This is a genomic window from Pseudomonas sp. IC_126 (genome assembly GCF_004331835.1).
Classification (GTDB): domain Bacteria; phylum Pseudomonadota; class Gammaproteobacteria; order Pseudomonadales; family Pseudomonadaceae; genus Stutzerimonas.
This window is the reverse complement of record NZ_SJSS01000002.1, coordinates 751891-776504: the sequence shown is the minus strand read 5'-3', so window position 1 is coordinate 776504 and position 24614 is coordinate 751891. Positions and strand designations below refer to the sequence as shown.

Annotated in this window: 15 protein-coding genes and 1 pseudogene; 4 read left to right on the top strand and 12 right to left on the bottom strand. The window is 61.4% G+C overall.

The window, feature by feature from the left end:
• Window positions 1-9: 9 nt before the first annotated feature.
• From E0D86_RS08880 to glnE, 10 genes and pseudogenes are all read right to left on the bottom strand, one after another.
• Entirely contained in the window at window positions 10-1128 is a 1119-nt protein-coding gene (locus E0D86_RS08880; RefSeq protein ID WP_131649646.1) for a glycosyltransferase, read from the bottom strand.
• Window positions 1082-2867, bottom strand: a pseudogene (locus E0D86_RS08875) (carbamoyltransferase). The gene E0D86_RS08880 and the pseudogene E0D86_RS08875 overlap by 47 nt, the downstream one beginning before the upstream one ends.
• Window positions 2868-2967: 100 nt before the next feature.
• Window positions 2968-4407, bottom strand: a complete 1440-nt coding sequence (locus tag E0D86_RS08870; RefSeq protein WP_131649644.1) for a lipopolysaccharide kinase InaA family protein — start codon at window positions 4405-4407, stop codon at window positions 2968-2970.
• 112 nt (window positions 4408-4519) lie between these two features.
• Complete coding sequence (locus tag E0D86_RS08865) at window positions 4520-5257, bottom strand: lipopolysaccharide kinase InaA family protein (RefSeq protein ID WP_131649643.1); 738 nt, start codon at window positions 5255-5257, stop codon at window positions 4520-4522.
• Window positions 5254-6066: a lipopolysaccharide core heptose(I) kinase RfaP gene (gene rfaP, locus E0D86_RS08860; RefSeq protein WP_131649642.1), complete on the bottom strand. Its 813-nt coding sequence runs from the start codon at window positions 6064-6066 to the stop codon at window positions 5254-5256. The genes E0D86_RS08865 and rfaP overlap by 4 nt, the downstream gene beginning before the upstream one ends.
• Window positions 6063-7184: a glycosyltransferase family 4 protein gene (locus tag E0D86_RS08855; RefSeq protein ID WP_131649641.1), complete on the bottom strand. Its 1122-nt coding sequence runs from the start codon at window positions 7182-7184 to the stop codon at window positions 6063-6065. Before E0D86_RS08855 ends, rfaP begins: the two co-directional genes overlap by 4 nt.
• Window positions 7184-8185 carry a lipopolysaccharide heptosyltransferase I gene (gene waaC / locus E0D86_RS08850; RefSeq protein ID WP_131649640.1) on the bottom strand — a complete coding sequence of 334 codons (1002 nt, stop codon included), beginning with the start codon at window positions 8183-8185 and terminating at the stop codon, window positions 7184-7186. Before waaC ends, E0D86_RS08855 begins: the two co-directional genes overlap by 1 nt.
• Window positions 8186-9220: a lipopolysaccharide heptosyltransferase II gene (waaF, locus tag E0D86_RS08845; protein ID WP_131649639.1), complete on the bottom strand. Its 1035-nt coding sequence runs from the start codon at window positions 9218-9220 to the stop codon at window positions 8186-8188.
• Window positions 9221-9301: 81 nt separating this feature from the next.
• On the bottom strand, window positions 9302-10225 hold the full coding sequence (gene ilvE / locus E0D86_RS08840) for a branched-chain-amino-acid transaminase (RefSeq protein WP_131649638.1): 924 nt from the start codon (window positions 10223-10225) through the stop codon (window positions 9302-9304).
• A 45-nt stretch (window positions 10226-10270) separates the two neighbouring features.
• Window positions 10271-13216, bottom strand: a complete 2946-nt coding sequence (gene glnE, locus E0D86_RS08835; protein WP_131649637.1) for a bifunctional [glutamate--ammonia ligase]-adenylyl-L-tyrosine phosphorylase/[glutamate--ammonia-ligase] adenylyltransferase — start codon at window positions 13214-13216, stop codon at window positions 10271-10273.
• Window positions 13217-13491: 275 nt separating this feature from the next.
• Between glnE and aceE the strand changes: the two genes are divergently transcribed.
• A complete protein-coding gene (gene aceE, locus E0D86_RS08830) occupies window positions 13492-16137 on the top strand; it encodes a pyruvate dehydrogenase (acetyl-transferring), homodimeric type (RefSeq protein ID WP_131649636.1) in 2646 nt (881 codons plus the stop codon).
• Window positions 16138-16164: 27 nt separating this feature from the next.
• Entirely contained in the window at window positions 16165-18162 is a 1998-nt protein-coding gene (aceF, locus tag E0D86_RS08825; RefSeq protein WP_131649635.1) for a dihydrolipoyllysine-residue acetyltransferase, read from the top strand.
• Between the two features lie 117 nt (window positions 18163-18279).
• Here the strand turns inward: aceF and E0D86_RS08820 are convergent, their stop codons facing one another.
• On the bottom strand, window positions 18280-18807 hold the full coding sequence (locus E0D86_RS08820) for a hypothetical protein (RefSeq protein WP_131649634.1): 528 nt from the start codon (window positions 18805-18807) through the stop codon (window positions 18280-18282).
• Window positions 18808-18916: 109 nt separating this feature from the next.
• Here E0D86_RS08820 and E0D86_RS08815 point away from each other — a divergent pair, with 109 nt between their 5' ends.
• The gene (locus tag E0D86_RS08815) at window positions 18917-21586 is read left to right on the top strand and encodes a bifunctional diguanylate cyclase/phosphodiesterase (RefSeq protein ID WP_131649633.1); all 2670 of its coding nucleotides are present in this window, start codon (window positions 18917-18919) and stop codon (window positions 21584-21586) included.
• A gap of 98 nt (window positions 21587-21684) precedes the next feature.
• Entirely contained in the window at window positions 21685-22332 is a 648-nt protein-coding gene (gene msrA / locus E0D86_RS08810; protein WP_131649632.1) for a peptide-methionine (S)-S-oxide reductase MsrA, read from the top strand.
• Window positions 22333-22740: 408 nt separating this feature from the next.
• On the opposite strand, the gene E0D86_RS08805 is transcribed toward msrA, so the two are convergent.
• The gene (locus tag E0D86_RS08805) at window positions 22741-24519 is read right to left on the bottom strand and encodes an acyl-CoA dehydrogenase C-terminal domain-containing protein (RefSeq protein ID WP_131649631.1); all 1779 of its coding nucleotides are present in this window, start codon (window positions 24517-24519) and stop codon (window positions 22741-22743) included.
• Window positions 24520-24614: the final 95 nt, after the last annotated feature.

The window sequence follows — 24614 nt, the reverse complement described above, 5'->3', positions numbered from 1 at the left end:
AATCGTCGATCATCCGTGAAAGAACCCTTTCGACAAGATCGCATTGAAATCACGCTGCGCACGTGCATCGGAAAAACGTTCGGTGAGATGCTCGAGAGTCGTGGCTGTCGGTCGAGCCAAACCAGTATCCGGTTGTGCCGCTGCCACCAACTCAGCGGCTAACGCATCGCTGTCCCCCAAAGGAAATACCTTTCCGATGCCCTCCACTACTTCACGCCCACCGCCACAATCGGTGCAGACCACCGGCACCTCTGCCGCCATGGCTTCAAGCAGCACCATGCCGAATGGCTCGTGGTCAGAGGTCAACGCAAAGAGATCGAACGCTTTGAAGTAGCGCCTGCCGTGCCGCACTTGTCCGAGAAGTCGCACCTGATCTGCGATATTCAGGTCCTTGGCCAGTTGGCGAAGCGGCACTTCCAACCGGCCGCTACCCATGATCACGAGCAGGCTGCCGGCGGGCAGTCGTGGCAATGCCTGGGCGAAACCTCGTATCAGGGTGGCCTGATCCTTGTCGGGGTGCAGGCGGCCGGCGTTGCCAACTACCCAGGCATCCGGAGGCAGCCGCAGCGCCGTACGGGCATCGAGGCGGGAGACCTGCTCGGCCTGCACGGCGGCGACGTCGATGCGATTGTAAAGGGTTTCGATACGCGCGCTTTCCCAGCCGGGGAGACCAGCACGCATCTCGTCACGCACCGCATTGGAAACGCCGAGCAGCAGCAAGCGAGCACGAAAACGATTGACGAACCAGCGGCGCATGGGCCGGCTATAAACGCCGAAGGCATGATGTACGCCAATCACCGGCAGCCCGGTCGCCAGCAACGCAATGTAGATCGGTTTGAACCGATGAGCGATGCAGAACCGATAATCTCGCTTGGCCGCGATGCTGCGAAGCCGGCGCATGGCACCGACTTTGAGCCCACGCACATCCTTGCTGTCGTAGCCGAGAAAGATCACCTCATCCGAAGCCGAACCGCGAATGACCTCGTCGCTCGGCGACCCGGTCAGGTAGACGGTACAGACCTTGTACGGCGTGCCTGTGAAAAGCGCGGCGTACTGACGCGCACAATCCAGAAACGGGCCGTCATAGCCATGGCAGAACTGCAAAACCCATGGATCGGACGCTGTCATTCCAGCTTGTCGCCTTTCACAACCAATATATCTTCCATGATCAAATACTGCAGATCCGACCCATAGAACATATTCAACGCATCGGTCGGCGAGCAGATCATCGGCTCGCCACGACGGTTGAGGGAGGTGTTCAGCGAGACGCCGTTGCCGGTGAGCTTTTCCAGTTCCAGCATCAGATCGTACCAGCGCGGATTGTATTCGCGCTTGAGCACCTGGGCGCGAGAGGTGCCGTCTTCGTGGACGACTTCGCTGACGCGTTCTTTCCACTCTTCATTGACTTCGAAGGTGAAAGTCATGAACGGGCTGGGATGGTCAACCTTTAGCATCTGCTCAGCCACGGTATCGAGCATTGAGGGGCAGAAAGGTCTCCAGCGCTCGCGGAACTTGATCTGCTCATTGATGCGGTCGGCCACGCCCGGAATGCTCGGGCAGCCGATGATGGAACGGCCACCGAGGGCGCGCGGACCGAATTCCATACGCCCCTGGAACCAGGCCACCGGGTTGCCATCGACCATGATCTTGGCGATACGCTCGGGCACGTCGTCGATCTTCTGCCACACCGGCTGGCTGGGGTGGCGCGCACAGGCAGCGATGACGTCCTCGTTGCTATAGGACGGGCCGAGGTAGACGTGCTCCATCTTCTCCACCGGCACGCCGCGCTGGTGCGAGACGTAGGCGGCAGCGCCGACCGCGGTGCCAGCATCACCGGAGGCGGGCTGGACGAACAGCTCTTTCACTTCGGGGCGGGCGATGATTTTCTGGTTCAGCTTGACGTTGAGCGCGCAACCTCCGGCGAAGGCGATCTTGCCTGTCTCGCGAATGATGTCACCCAGGTAATAGTCCAACATCTCAAGTGCCAGCTTCTCGAACAGTGCCTGCATGCTGGCGGCGTAATGGATGTAGGGATCGTCGGCGATATCGCCTTCGCGCTTGGGACCGAGCCAGTCGATCAGCTTGGGCGAGAAGTAGAAGCCCTTGCCCTTTTCCTTGTAGCGACGGAAACCGATGACGTTGGCGTAGTCGGTGTTGATGGTCAGTTCGCCGTTCTCGAATTTCGCCAGACGGGAAAAATCGTACTTAGCCGCATCGCCGTAGGGCGCCATACCCATGACCTTGAACTCGCCGTCGAGCATCTCGAAGCCGAGGTATTCCGTGATCGCACCGTACAGGCCGCCCAGCGAATCCGGATCGTAGAATTCCTTGATCTTGTGGATCTTGCCGTTCTCGCCCCAGCCGAAGAAGGTGGTGGCGTACTCGCCCTTGCCGTCGATGCCGAGGATGGCGGTCTTCTCGGTGAAGCCGGAGCAATGGTAGGCGCTGGAGGCATGGGCCAGGTGATGTTCGACCGGCTGCAGCTTGACCTTCTTCAGGTCGAAGCCGAGCTGCTGCAGGCACCACTGGATGCGCTTCTTGTAGCGGTGATAGCGGCGATTGCCCATGAGGATGGCGTCCAGCGCGCGGTCCGGCGCGTACCAGTAGCGCTTGGCGTAGTGCCAACGGGCCTTCTCGAAGATGCTGATGGGCGCGAACGGAATCGCCACCACATCGACGTCGCTCGGCTTGATCCCGGCCTGCTCCAGGCAGAACTTGGCCGACTCGTAGGGCATGCGGTTCTTGGCATGCTTGTCGCGCACGAAGCGCTCTTCTTCGACGGCGGCGATCAGTTTGCCGTCGATGTACAGCGCGGCGGAAGGATCATGACTGAGGGCGCCGGAAAGGCCGAGAATCGTCAATGACACGGGTTGGAAGCCTCTTAAAAGCAGCTTGAAGCTTGAAGCCGGAAGCTCGAAGCAACAGCGAATATGTCTAGTTCAACCCCAGAGGGCTTTTCTTCCAGCTTCAAGCTTCTGGCTTCAAGCTGTCCTTCGGTAAACGTGCATCCAGTAACCGACATAGCGCTGAGTCGGCTGGCCAGTTGCGCAGAAACCGCGCACGGTCCTTGGCATAGGCGCGGGCGAAGCTGGTATCGCTACTATGTTGCTGCGCAGCGTCCAGGTCGATTAGCGCCCAGCGATCCTGCTCCCAGAACAGGTTGGTGCCTTTCATATCGCCATGGCTGATGCGCTCGCGCAGCATGGCTTCGAATAGCTGATCCAGCGCCACCAATTCGGACTCGGGCGGTGAACTGGAGAGATACGGCTGGAAACGAGCGATTATATCCTCGCCTGCGCTGTATTCGGTAACTAGGTAACTGCGGCGGCGCAGGCCCAGCCAACGCAACTCCAGCATCGCCAGCGGCCGGGGCGTGGCGATGCCGAGAAATGCCAGGCGATTGCCTTCTATCCAGCTGTGCCAAGCGCGGCTCGGCCGCCAGCAACGCCGCAGCCAGTGCGCCAGTCCTTTGATGTTGTAGCGTTTGATGACCAGTTGCCGTCCAGACTGCTCGGCCAGGGCCACGGTCGAACTACCGCCCAGTTTCAGCGCCCGTCCTGCTTCGACAGCCTCATCCGGCGCAGCCAGAAGCTCACGCAGCGCCGGCTCATCCTCACGGCGCAGGACACGCAATTGACCGAGGCTGCGGCTTACGCTGAATAAGGAACAATCACGCCCGAGCTTGCCAAGGTAATCGCGCAACCGCCAACACCGAACGCTGGCGATTTCTCGCAGCAAGGCTTCCAGCGGCAGCGCATGCTCGCCGTTGACCAAGACGTAATGCACAAGCAACGCCTCGATATGCGGTTCGAGGCTGGCAGGCAGCTGGGCAAAGAAGACGCCAAGGTTCGCCAGCACTTTGTCACGATCAAGCGGTTGGCCCGGTGTCTGCGCCTGCACGCCGCCGCCATCGATGAGATACAGCCGCCCCTCATGGCGCAACAGGTTGTCCAGGTGCAGGTCGCTCTGCCACAGGCCGCGGGAATGCAAGCGCGCCACAGCGCCCAGCGCTTCACCCAGCACCGCCTGCTGCGCATCGGATAACAGCGGCTGTTGCGCCACATCGCGCCAGGCCTGTTCGAGGCTTTCGGCATCGGTGAGGAAGTCGAACAGCAGCCAACCGCCTTGCCCTGCCGCGAACCCCTCGACGAGCAAAGCGGGTGTGGTCATCCCCTGCTCGGCCAGTAACCGTGCGCCTCGCCGCTCACGCTCGAAGTGGCGCTCGGCCTTGCCACCGACCAGCAGTTTGGCCAGCACGTCACGGCCCTGCCATTGCGCCTTGGCGACATAGCGTTGCCCTGGCAATACGCGCATCCACCGCTGCAACGTCAGCTCGCCAGCGGGTAGCGTCACGTTCAAGGGCAAAGCCGGCGAGCGCCCGGCTCGTGCGAGTTCCGTCAGATTCATGAACGCGCGCCCTTGCTTTGCCGATGACTGGCAATACGCTCCAACAAGGAATCGATGACCGGAGCACGGGCATCCTTCTTGAGATAGGCCTCGGCGGGGTTTAGCTCGGCTCTCATTCACGCCCCTCGAAGTACTTGAGCACCTGGTCGATCAACGCGCGGTCAGCCGATACCAGACGCGGGCGTTGCTGGTATTGCAGGTAGAAACGAAGCCGCTGAGTGCGGCTCAGGTGATACTTGGCGACTTTATCCAGGCAGGCCAGATCCTTGACGATGCGTCGGCGCAGCAGCGGCCCCCGCCAAAAGTCGCCGGACGGACAATCGATCAGAAACAGCTCACCGGCGCCGTTGACCAGCAGGTTGCGCCATTTCAGGTCGTTATGGGCGAAGCGATGGTCGTGCAGGGTACGGGTCGCAGATGCCACCTGCCGGCTGATGCGCTCGACCCAGCTCCGGTCGCCCAGGCGTGGGTCGTTGCCTTTGGCCAGCGCCGCCATGTCCAAGGTATCTGGTACTTCCAGGGTGATCAGCGCGCCGCGCGCGAATGCACCAGCGCGGCGTTCCATACCCCAGGCCACCAGCGGCGCCACGGGTATGCCCCAGCGCTCGAAATGCTTGAGGTTTTGCCATTCAGCCTTGACCCGCGGACGCCCCAGGTAGCGTCGCAGATTCTTACCCGCTGCCCAGTAGCGTTTGATGTAATAGCGCAGGCCGTCGTATTCGACGCGGATCACCTCGGAGAGCGGGTCGCGCGCGATCGGCTCGCCTTCAAGCGCAAAAACCGTATCCAGACTGGCAAACGCGTGTGCCGCGCCGGCCGTAATGTCGCCGACGACCCGCCAGCCACTCATTGAGCACCCGGCGCGTACTTGCGCTCATAACGGCTTTGAAGCCTGTCCGCCTTGCTTTCCAGCCAACGCAGCAACGGAGCCTCGTCACGCAGAGCCTCGCGCAGCGGACGCTGGAAATAGGTCTGCAGAAAACGCAGTTTGTCGCGACGGGTCAGGCCGATGCCCAATGCCGAAAAATACAGCCCGGCCAGATCCTTGTTGCGCCAGCGACGCGGCGTCTGTGTACGGGTCTGGGCGCGGTGCAGATCGATCAGCGACAGTCGAAAATCCTGGGCCATTACTGGCTTGTCGGTGTGCAGCAGGAAGTGACAGATATAGAAGTCCCGATGATTGACCCCGGCGCGATGCATGGTGCCGGCCATGTGCGCGACTTCGGCGATCAGCGCACGCTTGAGCGGCGGCTCAGGCGGATTCTGCAGCCAATCGGCGCTGTAATCCTCGAGGCTGATCGTCGGCGCCAGCTCCTCGGTGATGATGAAGGAGTGCTGCGCCGCAGGATTTCCACCACGCTCGCCATAAGCCACCGCGGTCATGGTCGGCACGCCCGCTTGATGCAGTCGCTGAATGGCCCGCCACTCTTGCCCGGCGCCCAGTACTGGCGCCTTGGCAGTGCTCAGGTTCTTGAAAATCTCGCCCCAGCCGATCCCGCGGTGGATCTTGACGAAAAACCCACGCCCATCGACCTCGGTACGCAAGGTGCGGCGGCCTTCCAGTTCGCGGTAGACCTGGCCCTGCAATTGTTCGACGGCCTCGAACGGGTCACGCCCCGCCCAGAGCGTTTTGAAGGGCTCGGCAAGAATCAGTTTCATGGACGTTCCGCCAGAATCACGTCGGCCGCCTTCTGCGGCATCGAGTAGAGGTCCGCGGTCTCGGCATAAGCCAACGCATTTTTTGCCCAGCGCCTGCGCTGCTCATCATCAGCCAGCATGTCGGCCAGCAAACGATCTAGATCGTCCTGTTTGAACGGGCTCGGCACAACGCGCCCGCAGTCGGCATCTGCGATGTAATGCGCGTAACCGCAGACATCGGTCACCAGCACAGGTAACCCGGCGACCAGCGCCTCCAGCAGCACGGTGCCGGTGTTCTCGTTGTAGGCGGGATGGATCAGCAGGTCGGCGCCTAGAAGAAAACGCGGGATATCGCTGCGACCCTTGAGAAATTCGACCTGCGCAGAAATGCCCAACGTCTTGGCCTGGAGCTGGAAGGCCTTGGGGTCGTCCTGGCCGATAACGAACAGACGAGTGCGCTTTTTCAAGTCGCGAGGGAGGGAAGCCACGGCCTTGAGGCTGCGGTCAAGGCCTTTGGTCTTGAAGCCGGAGCCGATCTGCACCAGCAGCAACTCGTCGTACTGCAGTTCAAATTCCTCGCGAAACTCGGCGCGGATTTCTGCGGCGTTGGCAGGTGCACGGCGATCCTGAGCAATACCCGGCGGCAACAAATGAAAGCGCTCTGCCGGCGTCGCGTAGTGTTTGACGAATAACGGCTGCTGCACTTCAGAGATCATCAAGATTTCGGTCTTCGACTGTGGCGCAAACACCGCACGCTCGTATTCGGCGAAATGCTTGTAGCGCCCCCAGCGGCGATAGATCGGGTTGCGCAGGGTTTGCGCCTTGTCTTCGAAACAGGGGTCGGCCGCGTAGTAGACGTCCAAACCGGGCATCTTGTTGAAACCGATGACCCGGTCCACCGGGCGCTTCGCCAGATCCTTCTCGACCCAGGCCGTGAAGCGCTCATTGCGCGCGTGATTGAAGAGGGCCTTGACCGGCGCGATCAATACTTCGAAGCCGTCCGGCACCTCGCCTTCCCAGATCATCGCATAGACCCGGATGCCATGGCCGCGACGCTGGCACTCGAGCGCGATGCGCATGAAGTCCCGCTGCAGTCCGCCGAAAGGAAAATACTTGTAAAGAATGAAGGCCAACTGCATCAGTGCATCCCCGATGACCGCAACAGGGCCTTGAGTTCGCTTGCGACGCGCTCGGGCGAGAGGTCGTCGAAGCAGGGTTTATGACGATCGCCTTTGCCGGCATTCGGGCCGCTGGCGCACAGATGTACTTGCGAGCGCCCGTACGCACCGACACGGCCAGGGAGCGTTGGGCCGTAAAGCGAGATGCTCGGCACGTCCAGCGCCGCCGCGAGGTGACCGAGGCCTGTATCGACCGCAACACAGGCCCGCGCACCGGCAACGACCTTGGCAATTCCGCCGAGATTCAGCCGGGGCAGTACCGACACGCCAGCCAAGCCATCAGCGATGCGCTCGGCACGCGCTTTTTCGTCTGCATTGCCCCACGGCAGACGGATCGCCCAACCGAATTCGCTCATCCGCTCGGCCAGTTCGCGCCAGTACTGCTCCGGCCAATGCTTGCTCGGCCAGGTGGTGCCATGCAGGAACAATAAATAGGGGGCCTCGCCCGGCGTCGCCAGCTGGTTACGATCCAGGCCGTAGTCGGCGATCGTCTCGGGCACGGGATAGCCGAGCGATTGGGCGAACAATTGGCGTACCCGCTCCAGAGCGTGCTGGTCACGCGGCACAGCGTAGCGGCGATCATAAAAGCGCGAGGCCAGCGGTTCACGTACAGAGTCACGATCCAGACCGGCAATCGGCGCCTTGACGTAACGTGTCATCCAGGCACTTTTAAGCAACCCCTGGGCATCGATGACTAGATCGTAGCGGGCCTCGCGCAGGCGCGCCTTGAACCGCCGCCACTCACCGGAACGAAGCGTCTGCAGAGGCTGCTTGCGCCAACGGCGAATCGCCACAGGGATGACCTGTGCCACCGCCGGATGCCAGGCGGGGATTTCGGCGAAGCCCTCTTCCACCACCCAATCGAACTGGATGCCGGGAACCGCGCGCTGTGCATCGGTCACCGCCGGGAGCGTATGCACCACGTCGCCTAGCGACGAGGTCTTGATCAGCAACACCCTCACTCAGCGCACCTCGATCGACTGAGGAATCAGGCGATCCAGCGCCTCGTTCACCCTATTCGGCTCGAGCTCGCGCATGCAGTTGTTGTGGCCGAAGCGGCAGGTGCGCTCGAAACAAGGGCTACAGTCCAGGCCCAGGCGGACGACCTCGACCTGCTCGGACAATGGCGGTGTGAAGGCGGGAGACGTGGAGCCATAGATCGACACCAGCGGGCGGGCGAGCGCGGCGGCCACATGCATCAGCCCTGAATCATTGGAAACCACGGCTTCGGCACAGGACAGCAGATCGATCGCCTCGGCCAAGCTGGTTTCACCCGCGAGGTTCAGCGCCTCTTCGCGCAATCCGGGAATCAGTCGCTGACGGATATCTTCGCCCACGGCGTGATCGTTCTTCGAACCGAACAGCCAGACCTGCCAGCCTTCGCGAATCTTCGCTTCGGCCACCTTGGCGAAATGCTCGGCTGGCCAGCGCTTGGATTCGCCGAACTCGGCGCCTGGACACAGCGCCAGTACCGGCCGATCCATGCGCAGACCAAAGCGTGCCAGCGCCGCATCACGGCTCTCGCTGTCGATGCGCAGCGACGGGTTCGGATAGGGCTTGGGCAGCTCGGCGCCCGGCTCGAAGGCCAGCGCCATGAAGCGCTCGATCATCAACGGATAGCGCTGCTTGTCTAGCTTGCGGATATCGTTGAGCAACCCGAAGCGCATCTCGCCGCGCCAGCCGGTACGCTTGGGAATGCCGGCGAAAAACGGCACCAGTGCCGATTTCAGCGAGTTGGGCAGCAGGATCGCCTGCTCATACTGGCCACGCAGGCTCTGTGCGACCTTGCGCCGGGTCGTCATGTCGAGCACGCCGTGGCCGAGCGGGAAGCTCAGGGCCTGGCGGACCTCGGGCATGCGCTCAAGGATCGGACGACTCCACTCCGGCGCCAGTACGTCGATCTGGCAATCCGGATGGCGCTGTTTCAGGCAGATGAACAGCGTCTGCGCCATCACCATGTCGCCGACCCAGCTGGGACCTACGATCAGAATATTCATAAGCTGGAAGCCATAAGCTTGAAGCTGGCAGCCAGCGCGGAAGTGGTCTTCACTTCCAGCTTCTGGCTTCCAGCTTGCGGCTTACTTGACCAATGTCCGCCATTCGGCATGCGCATCGGTCTTGCCGGACACCAGATCGAAGTAAGCCTTCTGGATGCGCTCGGTGACCGGACCACGGCGGCCAATGCCGATGTTGCGGCCATCGACTTCGCGAATCGGCGTGACTTCGGCGGCGGTGCCGGTGAAGAAGGCCTCGTCGGCGATATAGACCTCGTCGCGGGTGATGCGCTTTTCCACCACCTTGATGCCCAGTTCGTCGGCCAGGGTCAGCACGGTGCCGCGGGTGATGCCGTTGAGGCAGGCGGTGACTTCAGGGGTGTAGATCACGCCGTCCTTGATGATGAAGATGTTCTCGCCCGAACCCTCCGCGACGTAGCCTTCCGGATCGAGCATCAGCGCCTCGTCGGCGCCGCCGGAGATGGCTTCCTGCAGCGCCAGCATCGAGTTGATGTAGGCGCCGTTGGACTTGGCGCGGGTCATGCTGATGTTGACGTGGTGGCGAGTGAAGGAGCTGGTGCGGACCTTGATGCCCTTTTCCAGTGCTTCGTCGCCCATGTAGGCACCCCAGTGCCAGGCGGCGACGATCACGTGGACCTTCAGGCCGCTGGCGCGCAGGCCCATGCCTTCGGATCCGTAGAAGACCATCGGACGGATGTACGCGCTTTCCAGATTGTTCTCACGAACCGCGGCGCGAGTCGCCTCGTTAATCTCTTCTTTCGAGTACGGCATCTTCATGTTCATGATGTGCGCCGAATCGAACAGGCGATCGGTATGCGCCTGCAGGCGGAAAATCGCGGTGCCAGCCGGCGTATCGTAGGCGCGCACCCCTTCGAAGACGCCCATGCCGTAATGCAGGGTGTGAGTCAGCACATGGGTGGTCGCGTCGCGCCACTGAACCATCTCACCGTCATACCAGATCACGCCATCACGATCGGCCATCGACATTGTTGCCACCTCGGAATTCGATAAATGCTCTGTTTGCAGACGAGTTCAGCTGAGCCCCAGCTCGCGCCAAAAGCGCATCACCGCGCGACGCTCGTCATGGAATTGGTCCCCACTCACCACACCGGGAAGCTTCTGCAGTGATTGCCGGTGAGCCACTGCTCGGTAGGCCTTGTAGGCGTCCTGCAGCAACCGAACCTCATCGCCGGTCATCAACCCGGCCTGCTCCAACCCGTCGAGAATGCGGATGTTATCGGTATAGCGCAGCAGTTGCGGATGCTGGTGCGACCACGCCAAAGCCGCGTATTGCACCATAAATTCGATATCCACGATACCACCGGCGTCGTGCTTGAGATCGAACGCGCCCTCTGCCTCGAAGGCCTTGTCAGCCATGCCGGCCTGAGTCGTGCGCGTGCCGAGGTTGTCGCGCATCTTGCTGCGCATCTCGCTGACCTCACGGCGCAGCTGTTCTAGATCACGCGGCCGTGCCAGTACGGCCGCGCGCACCCGCTCGAAATCTTCAGCCAACTGAGAGCAGCCAACCAACACTCGCGCACGAACCAAGGCTTGGTGCTCCCAGGTCCAGGCTTCCTGAGTCTGATAGCGCTCGAAGGCGCCCAACGAGCTCACCAATAATCCGGAAGCGCCGGATGGCCGCAGCCGCATGTCGACTTCATAGAGCTGCCCGGAGGTGGTCTGGGTGGTCAGCAGATGAATGATGCGCTGGCCGAGACGAGTGAAGAATTGCGCGCCATCGATGGGCTTGGCACCGTCGGTTTCGGCATTGGGATCACCGTCGTGGATAAACACCAGATCCAGATCAGAGCTATGGCCGAGCTCGATGCCGCCAACTTTGCCGTAACCGATGATGACGAACGACGGATCGCAGGGCGTGCCGTCAACCCGCTGCGGCTGGCCGTGACGTGCCACCGTGTGCCGCCAGGCAAGGGCCAGCACTTGTTCGAGGGTCGCTTCGGCGAGCCACGTCAAATAGTCGCTGACTTTCATCAGGGGCAAGGTGCCGGCGATCTCCGAAGCCGCCACGCGCAGCCGGTGCGCCAGCTTGAAGTGCCGCAGCGCCTCCATCTGCTGCTCCAGGTCGTCTTCCGGAATCCGCGCCAGACGCTCATGCAGCTCGGCGGCCAACTCCGGCGCCTGCGGCGGACGGAACAGTCGCCCGGCGTTGAGCAGCTCATCGAGCAGCAGCGGAAAACGCGCGATCTGCTCGGCGATCCAGGGGCTGCCCGCGCAAAGTTCCAGCAATCGCTCCAATGCATTGGGGTTTTCTGTCAGCAACACCAGGTAAGCCGAGCGCCGCGCGACCGCCTCAACCAGCGGCAGCACGCGCTCCAGCACCAGGTCCGGATCATCCTGCTCGACCGCCTGCGCCAACAGCCGTGGGATAAATGCATCCAGCCGCTCACGACCCAGGCGCTGCATGGTTCGCACCTGCTGGGCGCTACGTAGCGCGGCGAGGCGCTGGCAAGCAGCCTGACCGTCTCGGAACCCGGCGTCGGTCAGCTGGCGACAAGCGAACTCCTCGTCCCAGTCCTGCTCCCAAAGCGGCAGCCACTCGCCGCCGACCAATGCCTCGCCTTCGGCATTTTCATCCTCGTCAGGGTCAGCGATGACCTGGCGGAAATGCCAGTCGATTCGGTCGCGCCAATGCAGCAGGCGTTCATGAAAAGCCGCCCAGTTGTCGAAGCCGAGCATGAACGCCACGCGGCTGCGGTCGGTCTGGCTGTCCGGCAGCATCTGCGTCTGGCGATCATCGATGGCCTGCAGCGCATGCTCGGTGTAACGCAGAAATTCATACCCTTCGCGCAATTCCTCGACAGCTGCGGGTGGCAGATAGCCCTGTCCGGCCAGGGTTGCCAGCACTTTCAGTAACGGGCGCTGCTGCAGGCTCAGATCGCGTCCGCCATGTATCAGCTGGAAGGCCTGGGCGATGAACTCCACTTCGCGAATGCCACCAGAACCCAACTTGATATTTGCCGCCACGCCCTTGCGACGCACCTCCTGCTGGATGAGCTGCTTCATGCTCCGCAACGCGTCGATGGCCGAGAAGTCCAGGTAACGCCGATAAACGAACGGGCGCAGCATGTCGAGCAGCTCCTTGCCCGCCACCTGATCACCCGCAACGACCCGCGCCTTGATCATGGCGTAACGCTCCCAGTCGCGACCCTGGTCCTGGTAGTACTGTTCAAGCGCATTGAAGTTCAGCACCAGCGCGCCGGACGAGCCGTACGGCCGCAAGCGCATGTCCACCCGGAAGACAAAGCCATCGACGGTCGGCGCATCCAGCGCTTTGATCAGACGCTGGCCGAGGCGGAGAAAAAACTCGTGGTTATCCAGCGAACGTTTGGCGCCCACGGTTTCTCCACCCTCGGGATAGCCGAAAATCAGATCTATATCGGAAGAAAGGTTGAGTTCGTGCGCACCCAGCTTGCCCATCCCAAGGACGACCATCTGTTGCGCCTGACCACTGCGCCGGCCGGTCGGCGCCCCGAACTGCTCGCTGTGACGCGCATACAGCCACTGGTAAGCCAGGTCGACGCAGGCGTCGGCCATGTCGGACAGATCGCCACAGGTTTCAGCCAGATCCGCCTGACGGGTCACGTCACGCCAGATGATTCGTACCTGCTGACGATTGCGAAAACGCCGCAGCAGCCTCGCCAGACTGTCCTCGCCTTCGCAGCCGGCGAGCGCCTCGGCGAGCATCGCGCGCATTTCACCGGCCCGCAGCGAGCGCTCCAATAGCCCCGACTCGGCCAGCCCCAGCAGCATTTCGTGATCTCGGCTAACCTGCTCGGTGACGAAGTCACTGGCTGCACAGACTCTGCCGAATGCCTCGCGGCGTTCCGTCGGCCATTTGCCGAAGCGCTCGCCAGCCTGCTCCGACGAGCCGCGCAACGCCGAGAGGAACGTCTCCTCGGCACGGTTGACCAATGGCAGTAGCGGCGTCGGCAATGCAACCAGCGGTGGCAGACTCATGTAAGGTTCCTTTACGCCGTGGTCGGCAGCAGGACAGCGAAAGCGCCAGGCTAGAGCCTTTGAGCGCGAGCCAGCCCGTCAAACCGAGTCGTCGCGGTTGTAGTTTTACTACGAAAGAATGTCATAGGGGGCTGAAACAGTCGCAGTTTTGTAGTAAAACTACAGAGCCCGGCTCTACCCCCGGCAAACATCCAAGAACATAAACGCACCGGCTCACGAAGCCGGCAGCGAAGCAGGCAACCGATTCTGGAAGCCTTTCCGCCCTGGAGCAAGCCATGCAAGATCTCGATCCCGTCGAAACCCAGGAATGGCTGGACGCCCTCGAGTCAGTACTCGATCGCGAAGGTGAAGACCGCGCCCACTACCTGATGACCCGGATGGGTGAATTGGCCACCCGTAGCGGCACACCCCTGCCCTACGGCATCACCACGCCCTACCGCAACACCATCCCCGTCACCCGTGAAGCGAAGATGCCCGGCGACCTGTTCATGGAGCGCCGTATTCGCTCCCTGGTCCGCTGGAACGCGCTGGCGATGGTGATGCGCGCGAACCTGAAGGACCCTGACCTGGGTGGACACATCTCCACCTTCGCTTCCAGCGCGACCCTGTACGACATCGGCTTCAACTATTTCTTCCAGGCCCCGACCGAGGAGCATGGCGGCGACCTGATCTACTACCAGGGCCACGCCTCTCCCGGCATCTACGCCCGCGCCTTCCTCGAAGGCCGCCTGACCGAAGATCAGATGCTGAATTTCCGCCAGGAAGTGGACGGCAACGGCCTGTCGAGCTACCCGCACCCGCACCTGATGCCGGACTTCTGGCAGTTCCCGACCGTTTCCATGGGTCTGGGCCCGATCACCGCGATCTACCAGGCGCGCTTCATGAAGTACCTGGAAAACCGCGGCTTCATTCCGAAAGGCAAGCAGCGCGTCTGGTGCTTCATCGGCGACGGCGAATGCGACGAGCCGGAAACCCTCGGCGCGATCTCCCTGGCCGGACGCGAGAATCTCGACAACCTGGTGTTCGTCATCAACTGCAACCTGCAGCGCTTGGACGGCCCGGTTCGCGGTAACAGCAAGATCATTCAAGAACTGGAAGGCGTGTTCAAAGGCGCCAACTGGAACGTCAACAAGGTCGTCTGGGGCCGCCTGTGGGATCCGCTGTTCGCTGCCGACGAAGATGGCCGCATGCAGCGCCGCATGGACGAAGCGATCGACGGCGAGTATCAGAACTACAAGGCCAAAGACGGCGCCTACGTGCGCAAGCACTTCTTCGGTGCCGACCCTGAGCTGCTCAAGCGCGTCGAGAAGATGTCCGACGAGGAAGTCTGGAAGCTCAACCGCGGCGGCCACGATCCCTACAAGGTCTATGCGGCCTATCACCAGGCGGTCAACCACAAGGGCCAGCCGACGGTCATCCTGGCCAAGACCATCAAGGGTTACGGCACCGGTGCCGGTGAGGCGAAGAACATCGCCCACAACACCAAGAAAGTCGATATCGACAGCCTGAAGATGTTCCGCGACCGCTTCGACATTCCAGTCAACGACTCGCAACTCGAAGAGCTGCCGTTCTACCGTCCGGCCGAAGACAGCGCGGAAATGCGCTATCTGCGCAAGTGCCGCGAGAAGCTCGGCGGTCATCTGCCGCAGCGCAGGCCGAAGAGCTTCAGCATTCCGACGCCTCCGCTGGAAACACTCAAGGCCGTACTCGACGGTTCCGGCGAGCGCGAAATCTCCACCACCATGGCGTTCGGTCGAATCCTTTCGCAGCTGGTCAAGGACAAGGATCTGGGCAAGCGCATCGTGCCAATCCTTGCCGACGAAGCCCGTACCTTCGGCATGGAAGGCATGTTCCGTCAGCTGGGTATCTACTCCCCGGTAGGGCAGCTGTACGAGCCAGTCGACCGCGATCAGGTGATGTACTACCGCGAAGAGAAAGACGGCCAGATCCTGCAGGAAGGTCTCAACGAAGCCGGCGCCTTCTCCTCGTTCATCGCGGCGGGCACCGCCTATAGCAACTACAACCAGCCGATGCTGCCGGTCTACATCTTCTACTCGATGTTCGGCTTCCAGCGTATCGGCGACTTGGCCTGGGCGGCCGGTGATGCGCAGACGCGCGGCTTCCTGTTGGGCGGTACCGCCGGACGCACCACGCTGAACGGCGAAGGCCTGCAGCACGAGGACGGCCATAGCCACATCCTCGCCAGCACCATCCCCAACTGCCGCAGCTATGACCCTACCTACGGCTACGAGCTGGCGGTGATCATGCATTACGGCATGCACGAGATGATGGAGCAGCAGAAGAGCGTCTACTACTACATCACCGTGATGAACGAGAACTACCAGCAGCCGGCCATGCCGCAGGGTGTAGAGGACGGCATCATCAAGGGCATGTACCTGCTCGAGGAAGCCAAGGGCGACTTCAAGCATCGCGTGCAGCTACTAGGCTGCGGCACCATCCTGCGCGAAGTACGCGCCGCAGTGGACATGCTGGCGAAGATAGGCGTGGGCGCCGACGTCTGGAGCGTCACCAGCTTCAACGAGCTGCGCCGCGATGGCCTGGCCGTGGACCGCTGGAACCGTCTGCATCCGACAGAAGAACCGCGCAAGACCTACGTCGAGCAGTGCCTGGAAGGTCGCGAAGGTCCGGTGATCGCCTCGACCGACTACATGAAGCTGTTCGCCGATCAGATCCGTCAGTGGGTGCCGTCGCGCGAGTACGAGGTGCTGGGCACCGACGGCTTCGGTCGCAGCGATTCGCGCGCCAAGCTGCGCGACTTCTTCGAAGTGGATCGCCGCTGGGTTGCTCTCGCCGCACTCAAGGCACTCGCTGATCGCGGCGCCATCGAACGCAAGGTCGTGGCCGAGGCCATCATCGAGTTCGGTATCGACCCCGATAAGCGCAATCCGCTGGATTGCTGATGCAGCGTGCGCACAGGAGAACCTATTGTGAGTGAAACCATACGCGTACCCGACATCGGCAGCGGTGAGGGTGAAGTAATCGAGTTGTTCGTCAAGGTCGGCGACCGTATCGAAGCCGACCAGAGCATCCTGACGCTCGAATCCGACAAGGCCAGCATGGAAATTCCCGCGCCCAAGGCTGGCGTGGTGAGGAGCCTGAAGGTCAAGATGGGTGATCGGTTGAAGGAGGGCGACGAGCTACTGGAGCTGGAAAGCGAAGGTAGCGAAGAAGCTGCAGCTCCGACTGAAAAGGCCGACGAGCCTGCCGGCGCCGCCAGCGGTGGCCCGACCGACGAGACCGAAGCACCGACACCGCCGGGTGACGTAAATGCTTCGGCCTCGGCGGAGGAAGGCGAATCCCAAGAAATCAAGGTGCCGGACATCGGCTCCTCGGGCAAAGCCAGCGTGATCGAAATCTCGGTCAAGGCCGGCGATACCATCGAGGCCGAGCAAGCGCTGATCACCCTGGAGTCCGACAAGGCCAGCATGGAGATTCCGTCTCCGGCGGCGGGCGTCGTCGAGAGTATTTCGGTCAAGGTGGGCGACGAAGTCGGCACTGGCGATCTGATCCTAATCCTCAAGGGCGCGGCAACCAGCAAGCCTGCAACTGCAGCCAGCGCGCCGGCGGAAAAGCCCAAGGCGCAGCAATCGGAAGCAGCTGAAGAGTCAGCGGCCGAGCCGGCCGGCGAATCCGTGGAAGAAGTCCGCATTCCGGACATTGGCTCCAGCGGCGCCGCCAATGTCATCGAAGTCATGGTGAAAGCCGGTGACAGCGTCGAGGCGGATCAATCGCTGATCACGCTCGAGTCTGACAAGGCCAGCATGGAAATCCCGGCGCCCAAGGCCGGTGTCGTGGAGTCGCTGTCGATCAAGGTCGGCGACGAAGCCAAGACCGGCGACCTGATCCTGACACTGAAAGTGAAAGGCGCCGCGCCGGCGAAGAAACCCGAGGCCAAACGCGAGGAAGCGGCACCGCAGCAGCAGGCTGTCGCGCCGAACAAGCAGGGCGTGCCAGAAGCCCAGGCGGCCGCAACGGCGCCGCCCGTAGTAAGCGGACCAAGCAAGGCCGGCACAAAGGTGCACGCCGGCCCAGCGGTACGCATGACCGCGCGCGAATTCGGTGTCGAGTTGGCCGATGTCCAGGGCACCGGGCCGAAGGGACGAATTCTCAAGGAAGACGTCCAGGCCTACGTCAAGAACATGATGAGCAAGGCCAAGCAGGCGCCGGCAGAAGGCGCTACGGGCGGAGCGGGTATTCCGCCGATCCCGACCATCGACTTCAGCCGCTTCGGTGAAGTCGAGGAAGTGCCAATGACCCGCCTGATGCAGGTCGGCGCCGCCAACCTGCACCGCAGCTGGCTCAACGTGCCGCACGTGACCCAGTTCGAATCGGCTGACATCACCGAGCTGGAGGCCTTCCGCGTCGCGCAGAAAGCAATCGCGGAAAAGGCCGGCGTCAAGCTGACCGTACTGCCGTTGCTGCTCAAGGCCTGCGCGCACCTGCTCAAGGAACTGCCGGAATTCAATGCCTCGCTAGCCCCCAGCGGCAAGGCAGTGATCCGCAAGAAGTACGTGCATGTAGGCTTCGCCGTCGATACGCCGGACGGCTTGATGGTCCCGGTGATTCGCAACGTCGATCAAAAGAGCCTGCTGCAACTGGCAGGCGAAGCGGCGGAGCTGGCCGAAAAGGCGCGCAACAAGAAGCTTTCACCGGATGCCATGCAGGGCGCCTGCTTCACCATTTCCAGCCTCGGCCACATTGGCGGTACCGGCTTCACGCCGATTGTCAACGCGCCGGAAGTGGCGATCCTGGGTGTCAGCAAGGCAACCATGCAGCCGGTATGGGACGGCAGTGCGTTCCAGCCGCGCCTGATGCTGCCGCTGTCGCTGTCCTATGATCACCGCGTGATCAACGGTGCCGCGGCGGCGCGCTTCACCAAGCGTCTGTCCGAGCTGCTGGCGGACATCCGCACGATGCTGTTGTGATCGTGTGAGTCGGAACAGCCCTGCCATCCGGCGGGGCTGTTCCTTCAAGCTCAGCGCCGAAGCCTCAAGCCCCGAAAGCTTGGGGCTTTTTGTTTTCTACTGCGGCTTTGACGGTTCCTATCCTTTCTGCAGATTGCGGAACAGGAAAGACAAGGCTTTTGCCAGCTCTTCAGCTCCGGCGGGATCACGCAATATGGTCAGCCAGGGGTCCCCATCGGCCGGGCTGGTAAAGACGCAAACAATCCCTTGTGGCGGGCATTGATAGCGTAAATAAGGGTCCATTCCGAACACCGAAAAGCTGCTGTTGCGCACAGCGATGTTGCCGGACGCATCTCGCCTCTCTTCGCGGATGCGTAATTCACCCGGCGCGCCCACGCTCAGGCGATAGGACAGATCCTGCGGATTGGCCTGCCCAACCTGGTACGCGGCCTTTAGCCCGTGGGTTTCAAGCAAGGCATTGCTATGCGCAAGCAGGGCTTTTCGCTCATCCGAGGTAAGATAGAGCGCCTTCAGCTCGGCCAGGTAATTGGCCGATTCATCCGAGCTCAAGGCGGGTGATTCATCAGCTTGCAGCGATACGCTGGTAGCCAGAAGAAGTGAGATCAGCAGTAACTTCGAAAGCCGACTTGTCAGTCCCTGTCGCATGATGCACCCTTGCCGTAATTTAATATTATTTAGCCATCGCCACCGCAAAAATGCCGTCAACAGCGGCTAGCGAAGCGGCTCCCGCAGCATACTGGAAGCAAACCGCTCGATGAAAATACATACCGATGCCGCCAGCCGTTTGGCGACCGAGGTTGTGACGCAGTTGCCAGTGCCTTCCAGGCTCGGGATGCTGCGTTTCGAGCGTTTGAACGAGTCCAGCTGGGCGTTGCTCTATCTGGATCCCGCTTGCGAACGTCACCTGGGCCAACCGGCGCACGAGTTATGCTCGCTGATCGACTCACCGTACGCCAGCCTGATGGAACCGGCGACGCGCCTGCACATGCATGACGTCGTCCAAGCACAGCTAAGCGCCCAAGGCCACTACTCCATTCGTTATTGCGTGCATGCGGCGATCGGCTCGCTGGAGCTGCTGGAAATCGGCGAGCCGTGCCAACAGTATGGTCGGGAATTGCTGCGCGGCTACCTGATCGTCGAAGCCTGCTCAGCTGAAGCGACTCCGCAGCTGCAAAACTCCATGCTCAAGCTGTCGGGGGACCTTTATCAGAAAACCCCCGATGTGCATCTCGAGCATCTGATTCGCTCACGCGCGCAACAGAGCTTGATCGTGCGCCTGGCACGGCACCGCTACAGCTCGGCTAACCCCCAGCTCGAAGCGGCACAGCTGATCACCCAGGCCGCCAGCGAAGCCTATGGGATCGCCCGAGCGGCGATCTGGCACCTGAACGGTGACCAGCTCGAAGCCGTCGCCATATATCGACGCGATAACGACAGCTACGAGCACCCTCCCACGCTGGATATCGCTGTGTGCCCCCGCTACCTGGAGGCACTGCACAGCGGTCGAGCCCTCGACGTAGCCAACGTCAACGAAGACCCCCGCACCCGAGAACTCACCGAAAGCCTTTTCAGGCCACGAAGTATCATTTCCATATTGGATGCGACCATTCGGGTTGGCGGTGAGGTCATTGGCGTGCTCTGTCTGGAGCATTCGGGCAATGCGCGCAACTGGCATGCCGATGAGGTGGCTTTCGTCGGCGAACTGGCCGATCAATACGCGCAGGTGCTGGCCAACCAGCAAAGACTTAGCGCCACCCATACACTGCATCTGTTCAAGCGCGCAGTAGAGCAAAGCGCAAGCGCCTTCATTCTGGTCGACAAGAACGGCGTGGTCGATTACGTCAATCCGAGCTTCACCGACATCACCCAATTTGCCGCCGATGAGGTCCGCGGACGTCGCCTCACGGAATTGACTGCGCTGGAAAACCTCGGCGAGCTGCTTTTCGACACCTCATCCAATCTAGCGAAAAGCAACAGCTGGCAAGGCGAGTTTCGCAGCCGACGCAAGGATCTCGAGCCGTACTGGGGCCAGCTCTCGATCTCTAAGGTGTATGGCGAAAACGGCGAGCTGACCCACTACATCGGCATCTACGAAGACATCACCCATAGCAAGTTGGCGCAGCAACACATCGAACGCTTGGCCTATACCGACAACCTGACCAGCCTCGGCAATCGCCCCTTCTTCATTCGCAGCATCGAAGAGCGCTTCGCCAACGACAAGACTCCGCAGCTGTGCCTGCTGCTGGTGGACATCGACAATTTCAAGCGCATCAATGACAGCCTTGGCCACCAGACCGGCGATAAGCTGCTGGCCAGCCTCGCGCGGCGCCTGCGTAATAGCCTGAGCCGCGATAGCGTGCTGGCACGCTTCGCCAGCAATGAATTCGCACTCCTGCTCGACGGCATGGACCTCGAAGAAGGCCAGCACCTGGCCAATCAGGTGCTGCGTATTCTGGAAAAGCCACTGTTCGTCGACAAGCAGCTGATCAGTGTCAGCGGCTCCCTGGGTCTGGCCTGCGCCCCGCTGCACGGCCACGATCCAGAAACCCTGATGAAACACGCCGGCCAGGCCCTGCACAAAGCCAAGGCCAACGGTAAGAATCAGGTGCAGGTATTCACCGAAGCCCTGCATGCCGAGGCCAACTACAAGCTGTTCGTGGAAAACAATCTGCGCCGCGCGCTGGCGCAGAACGAGCTCGAAGTTTTCTACCAACCCAAGCTTTGCCTGCGGACCGGGCGACTGCAAGGGCTGGAAGCGCTGCTGCGCTGGAATCACCCGGAAAAGGGCATGATCCGCCCGGATCAGTTCATCAGCGTTGCCGAAGAAACCGGGCTGATCATCCCGATTGGCAAGTGGGTCGCGCGCGAAGCGTGTCGGATGGGAATGAAGCTCGCGGCGCTGGGCATCGGCGCGCCGCAGATGGCGATAAACCTTTCACCGAAACAGTTCTCCGACCCTGATTTGGTTGACTCGATTGCCGCCATTCTTTCCGAAGTTCAGTTGCCCCCGGGCTGCCTGGAGCTGGAGCTGACCGAAAGCCTTTTGCTCGAAGCCACCGAGGAGACACGCCAGCAGCTGATTGGCCTGAAGGCGCTCGGTGTAACGCTGGCGATGGATGATTTCGGCACCGGCTACTCATCGTTGAGCTATCTGAAGAAGTTTCCCATCGACGTCATCAAGATCGATCGAAGCTTCATCAAGGACATTCCCGGCAACCAGGACGATATCGAAATCACTTCTGCGGTGATCGCCATGGCCCGCAACCTCAATCTGAAAGTCGTCGCCGAAGGCATCGAAACCACCGAGCAGCTGACGTTTCTGCGCCATCAGCGTTGCGATATCGGCCAGGGCTACCTATTCGACAAACCCATACCCGGCACCCAGCTCGTCGGCTCGCTCAGCCGTTATCCGCACTGGATCTGAGCCTTTCGTCAGCGTACAGACTGGCGGCAGCGTTTTGGTATTGTCCGCTTGATAGCCTAGGCTCCCAGCAGCTCCCTACTCCAGGCTCGAGGATCATCATGACTCTGCGCTCACAAATTCATGTTCAAAAACAGGCGCTACCCGATGCCGGACAGGCGCTACCCGGACGTGCCACCGCGGTTCCGGTACCCGAGGCGCATTTCGTCAACGGCAACCCGCTACAGCCACCCTTCCCGGCCCACTTGCAGCAGGCACTGTTCGCCATGGGCTGCTTCTGGGGGGCGGAGCGGCGGTTCTGGGAGCAATTTGGCGTCTGGACCACCGCGGTGGGCTATGCCGGAGGCCACACGCCAAACCCCACGTATGAAGAAGTCTGCTCCGGCCTCACCGGGCACACCGAGGCCGTGCTGGTCGTTTTTGACCCACAGCAAATCAGTTACCGCGAACTGCTCAAGCTATTCTGGGAGGCGCACAATCCGACCCAAGGCATGCGGCAGGGCAACGATATTGGCACCCAATATCGATCGGCGATCTACTGCCTCGACGAAGCCCAACTGAACGAAGCGCGTGCCAGCGAGGAGCGTTTCCAGGCAGAGTTGACCAGGCATGGGCTTGGCGGCATCACCACGGAGATTGCTGAAGCCCCTGCGTTCTATTACGCCGAGGCTTATCACCAGCAATATCTGGCGAAGAATCCGGGCGGTTACTGTGGACTGGGTAGCACTGGCGTCTGCATGCCACTCTGAGATTCAAGCATTAATGCCTGAGCATCACGCAGCAGTGCTCGGGCGATGCTTCTTGCCAGTCTTTGCGAAAGGGTTCCGCAAAAAAAGAAACCCCGCCGAAGCGGGGCCTTTGCAGACTGAATCCTGACATCCGTGACTTGCGCCTTCCTGGCGTCGTTCCGCTACGCTTCCGTGTTTTCTATGCGCTTCCCTACGCGGCGTCCACAGCGCAAAAGACTACCGTTCAGCCGAATAAACCTGTAGTAGCCATCTGCACCGCGATTTGTAAGCAAAGACTTACAGAAAACCCTTCCCTAGGTCACTCTGTAAGCCATTGACTACAAACGATGCGGAACTATGACTGGCGTAGTGGCGCCTTGTTCCCAGAGCTGGCTAATTAATTTCATTGTGCCTTTACGGGTTAAGCGTTCAGAACTGTGCTGCGTCGAGCAGATAGAGCGAGTCGCTTCCCGCCCGGACCGATGCGCTCAGCGAATGAATACGGGGCAGCAGGCGCGCGAAGAAGAAACGTGCCGTGCCGAGTTTGCTGGCATAGAAATCGTCCTGTCCTTCCTTACCCAACGCAGCGCCCGCCATGCGAGCCCACATATAGGCGTACGCGGTGTAGCCAAACACATGCAGATATTCGACCGAGGCGGCACCTATTTCATTAGGGTTGCGCTTGGCGCTATCTAGGACGAACGCAGTGAGCTCATCGAGATTTTCCAGCGCAGCCTTGAGCGGCGCGACGAATTCGTCCAACTCGGCGCTTGTCGTAGCGCAGTAGCTTCGAATCTCTTCTGCAAAAGCGTTGTAGAGCTCACCGCCGCTGCCCACAACTTTGCGCCCCAGCAGATCCAGCGCCTGAATACCGTTGGTGCCCTCGTAGATCTGAGTAATACGGCAGTCGCGCACCAGCTGCTCCTGGCCCCACTCGCGAATGAAGCCATGACCGCCGAATATCTGCTGGCCATGCACCGTGGTTTCCAACCCCATGTCGGTGAGGAACGCCTTGGCCACCGGCGTCAGCAGCGCGACCTGCGCTTCGGCGCGCTGACGCGCCTCGGCATCCTCGCTGAACTTGGCGATATCCAGCTGCAACGCAACGTAGCTGGAGAATGCGCGGCCACCCTCGTTCAGCGCCTTCATTGTCAGTAGCATGCGCCGAACGTCCGGGTGCACGATGATCGGATCGGCCACCTTGTCCTGCGCGACAGGGCCGGTCGGAGCGCGGCTCTGCACGCGCTCACGCGCATATTCGATGGCGCTCTGGTAGGAACGCTCGCCGGTCGCCAAGCCCTGGATGCCGACGCCCAGCCGCTCGTAATTCATCATGGTGAACATCGCCGCCAGGCCCTTGTTCGGCTCGCCGACCATCCAGCCGGTCGCACCGTCGAAGTTCATCACGCAGGTCGCCGAAGCCTGGATGCCCATCTTGTGCTCGATGGAACCGCAAGACAGCGAATTGCGCTCGCTCAGCGAACCGTCCTCATTGACCATCACCTTGGGAACGAGGAACAGCGAGATACCACGCGAGCCGGCCGGCGCATCCGGCAGCTTGGCCAACACCAGATGAATGATGTTCTCGGTCAGGTCGTGTTCCCCGCCGGTAATGAAAATCTTGGTCCCGCTGACTTTGTAGGTGCCGTCGGCCTGCGGCTCGGCCTTGGTGCGGATGATGCCCAGGTCCGTGCCGGCATGCGGCTCTGTCAGGCACATCGAGCCAGCCCAGGTTCCGGCATACATGTTCGGCAAATACTTCTGTTTCAGCTCTTCGCTGGCGTGGGCGTAGACCGACAGGCAGGCGCCAGAGGTCAGCATCGGATAGAGGCCGAATGCCAAGCTGGCGGAGTTCATCATTTCTTCGACCTGAGCCGAGATCGCCTTGGGCATGCCCATACCGCCGTAGGCCGGGTCGCCACCCACGCCGACCCAGCCACCTTCGGCATACAGGCGATAGGCTTCGGGATAACCGGCCGGCGTGCTGACCGCGCCATCGGTCCAGTGACAGCCTTCCTCGTCGCCGCTGCGGTTGAGCGGGGCGATGGTATTGGCGGTGATCTTGCCCGCCTCCTCAAGAATGGCATCGGCGGTTTCCGCGTCCACGACCTCAGCCAGCGCTGGCAACGTCTGCCAGAGCTTCGGGGCATCGAAGACTTCATTCAGGACGAATCGCATATCGCGCAACGGTGCTTTGTAATCAGCCATGGGAGAGACCTCGCAGAAAACATGACGCCGGGCCGGTTGGCCGCAGGAGTTTTGCGAGTCTAACTGAAGACCAATCGGCGCCCGAAGCGTCTTAA

What these genes read in the sequence shown, in the direction of transcription:
- E0D86_RS08855 (WP_131649641.1), bottom strand. Translation starts at nt 7,184, where the DNA reads ATGCAGTTGGCCTTCATTCTTTACAAGTATTTTCCTTTCGGCGGACTG.
- msrA (WP_131649632.1), top strand. Translation starts at nt 21,685, where the DNA reads ATGACTCTGCGCTCACAAATTCATGTTCAAAAACAGGCGCTACCCGAT.
- glnE (WP_131649637.1), bottom strand. Translation starts at nt 13,216, where the DNA reads ATGAGTCTGCCACCGCTGGTTGCATTGCCGACGCCGCTACTGCCATTG.
- E0D86_RS08870 (WP_131649644.1), bottom strand. Translation starts at nt 4,407, where the DNA reads ATGAATCTGACGGAACTCGCACGAGCCGGGCGCTCGCCGGCTTTGCCC.
- rfaP (WP_131649642.1), bottom strand. Translation starts at nt 6,066, where the DNA reads ATGAAACTGATTCTTGCCGAGCCCTTCAAAACGCTCTGGGCGGGGCGT.
- E0D86_RS08820 (WP_131649634.1), bottom strand. Translation starts at nt 18,807, where the DNA reads ATGCGACAGGGACTGACAAGTCGGCTTTCGAAGTTACTGCTGATCTCA.
- E0D86_RS08865 (WP_131649643.1), bottom strand. Translation starts at nt 5,257, where the DNA reads ATGAGTGGCTGGCGGGTCGTCGGCGACATTACGGCCGGCGCGGCACAC.
- waaF (WP_131649639.1), bottom strand. Translation starts at nt 9,220, where the DNA reads ATGAATATTCTGATCGTAGGTCCCAGCTGGGTCGGCGACATGGTGATG.
- E0D86_RS08815 (WP_131649633.1), top strand. Translation starts at nt 18,917, where the DNA reads ATGAAAATACATACCGATGCCGCCAGCCGTTTGGCGACCGAGGTTGTG.
- E0D86_RS08805 (WP_131649631.1), bottom strand. Translation starts at nt 24,519, where the DNA reads ATGGCTGATTACAAAGCACCGTTGCGCGATATGCGATTCGTCCTGAAT.
- aceE (WP_131649636.1), top strand. Translation starts at nt 13,492, where the DNA reads ATGCAAGATCTCGATCCCGTCGAAACCCAGGAATGGCTGGACGCCCTC.
- ilvE (WP_131649638.1), bottom strand. Translation starts at nt 10,225, where the DNA reads ATGTCGATGGCCGATCGTGATGGCGTGATCTGGTATGACGGTGAGATG.
- E0D86_RS08880 (WP_131649646.1), bottom strand. Translation starts at nt 1,128, where the DNA reads ATGACAGCGTCCGATCCATGGGTTTTGCAGTTCTGCCATGGCTATGAC.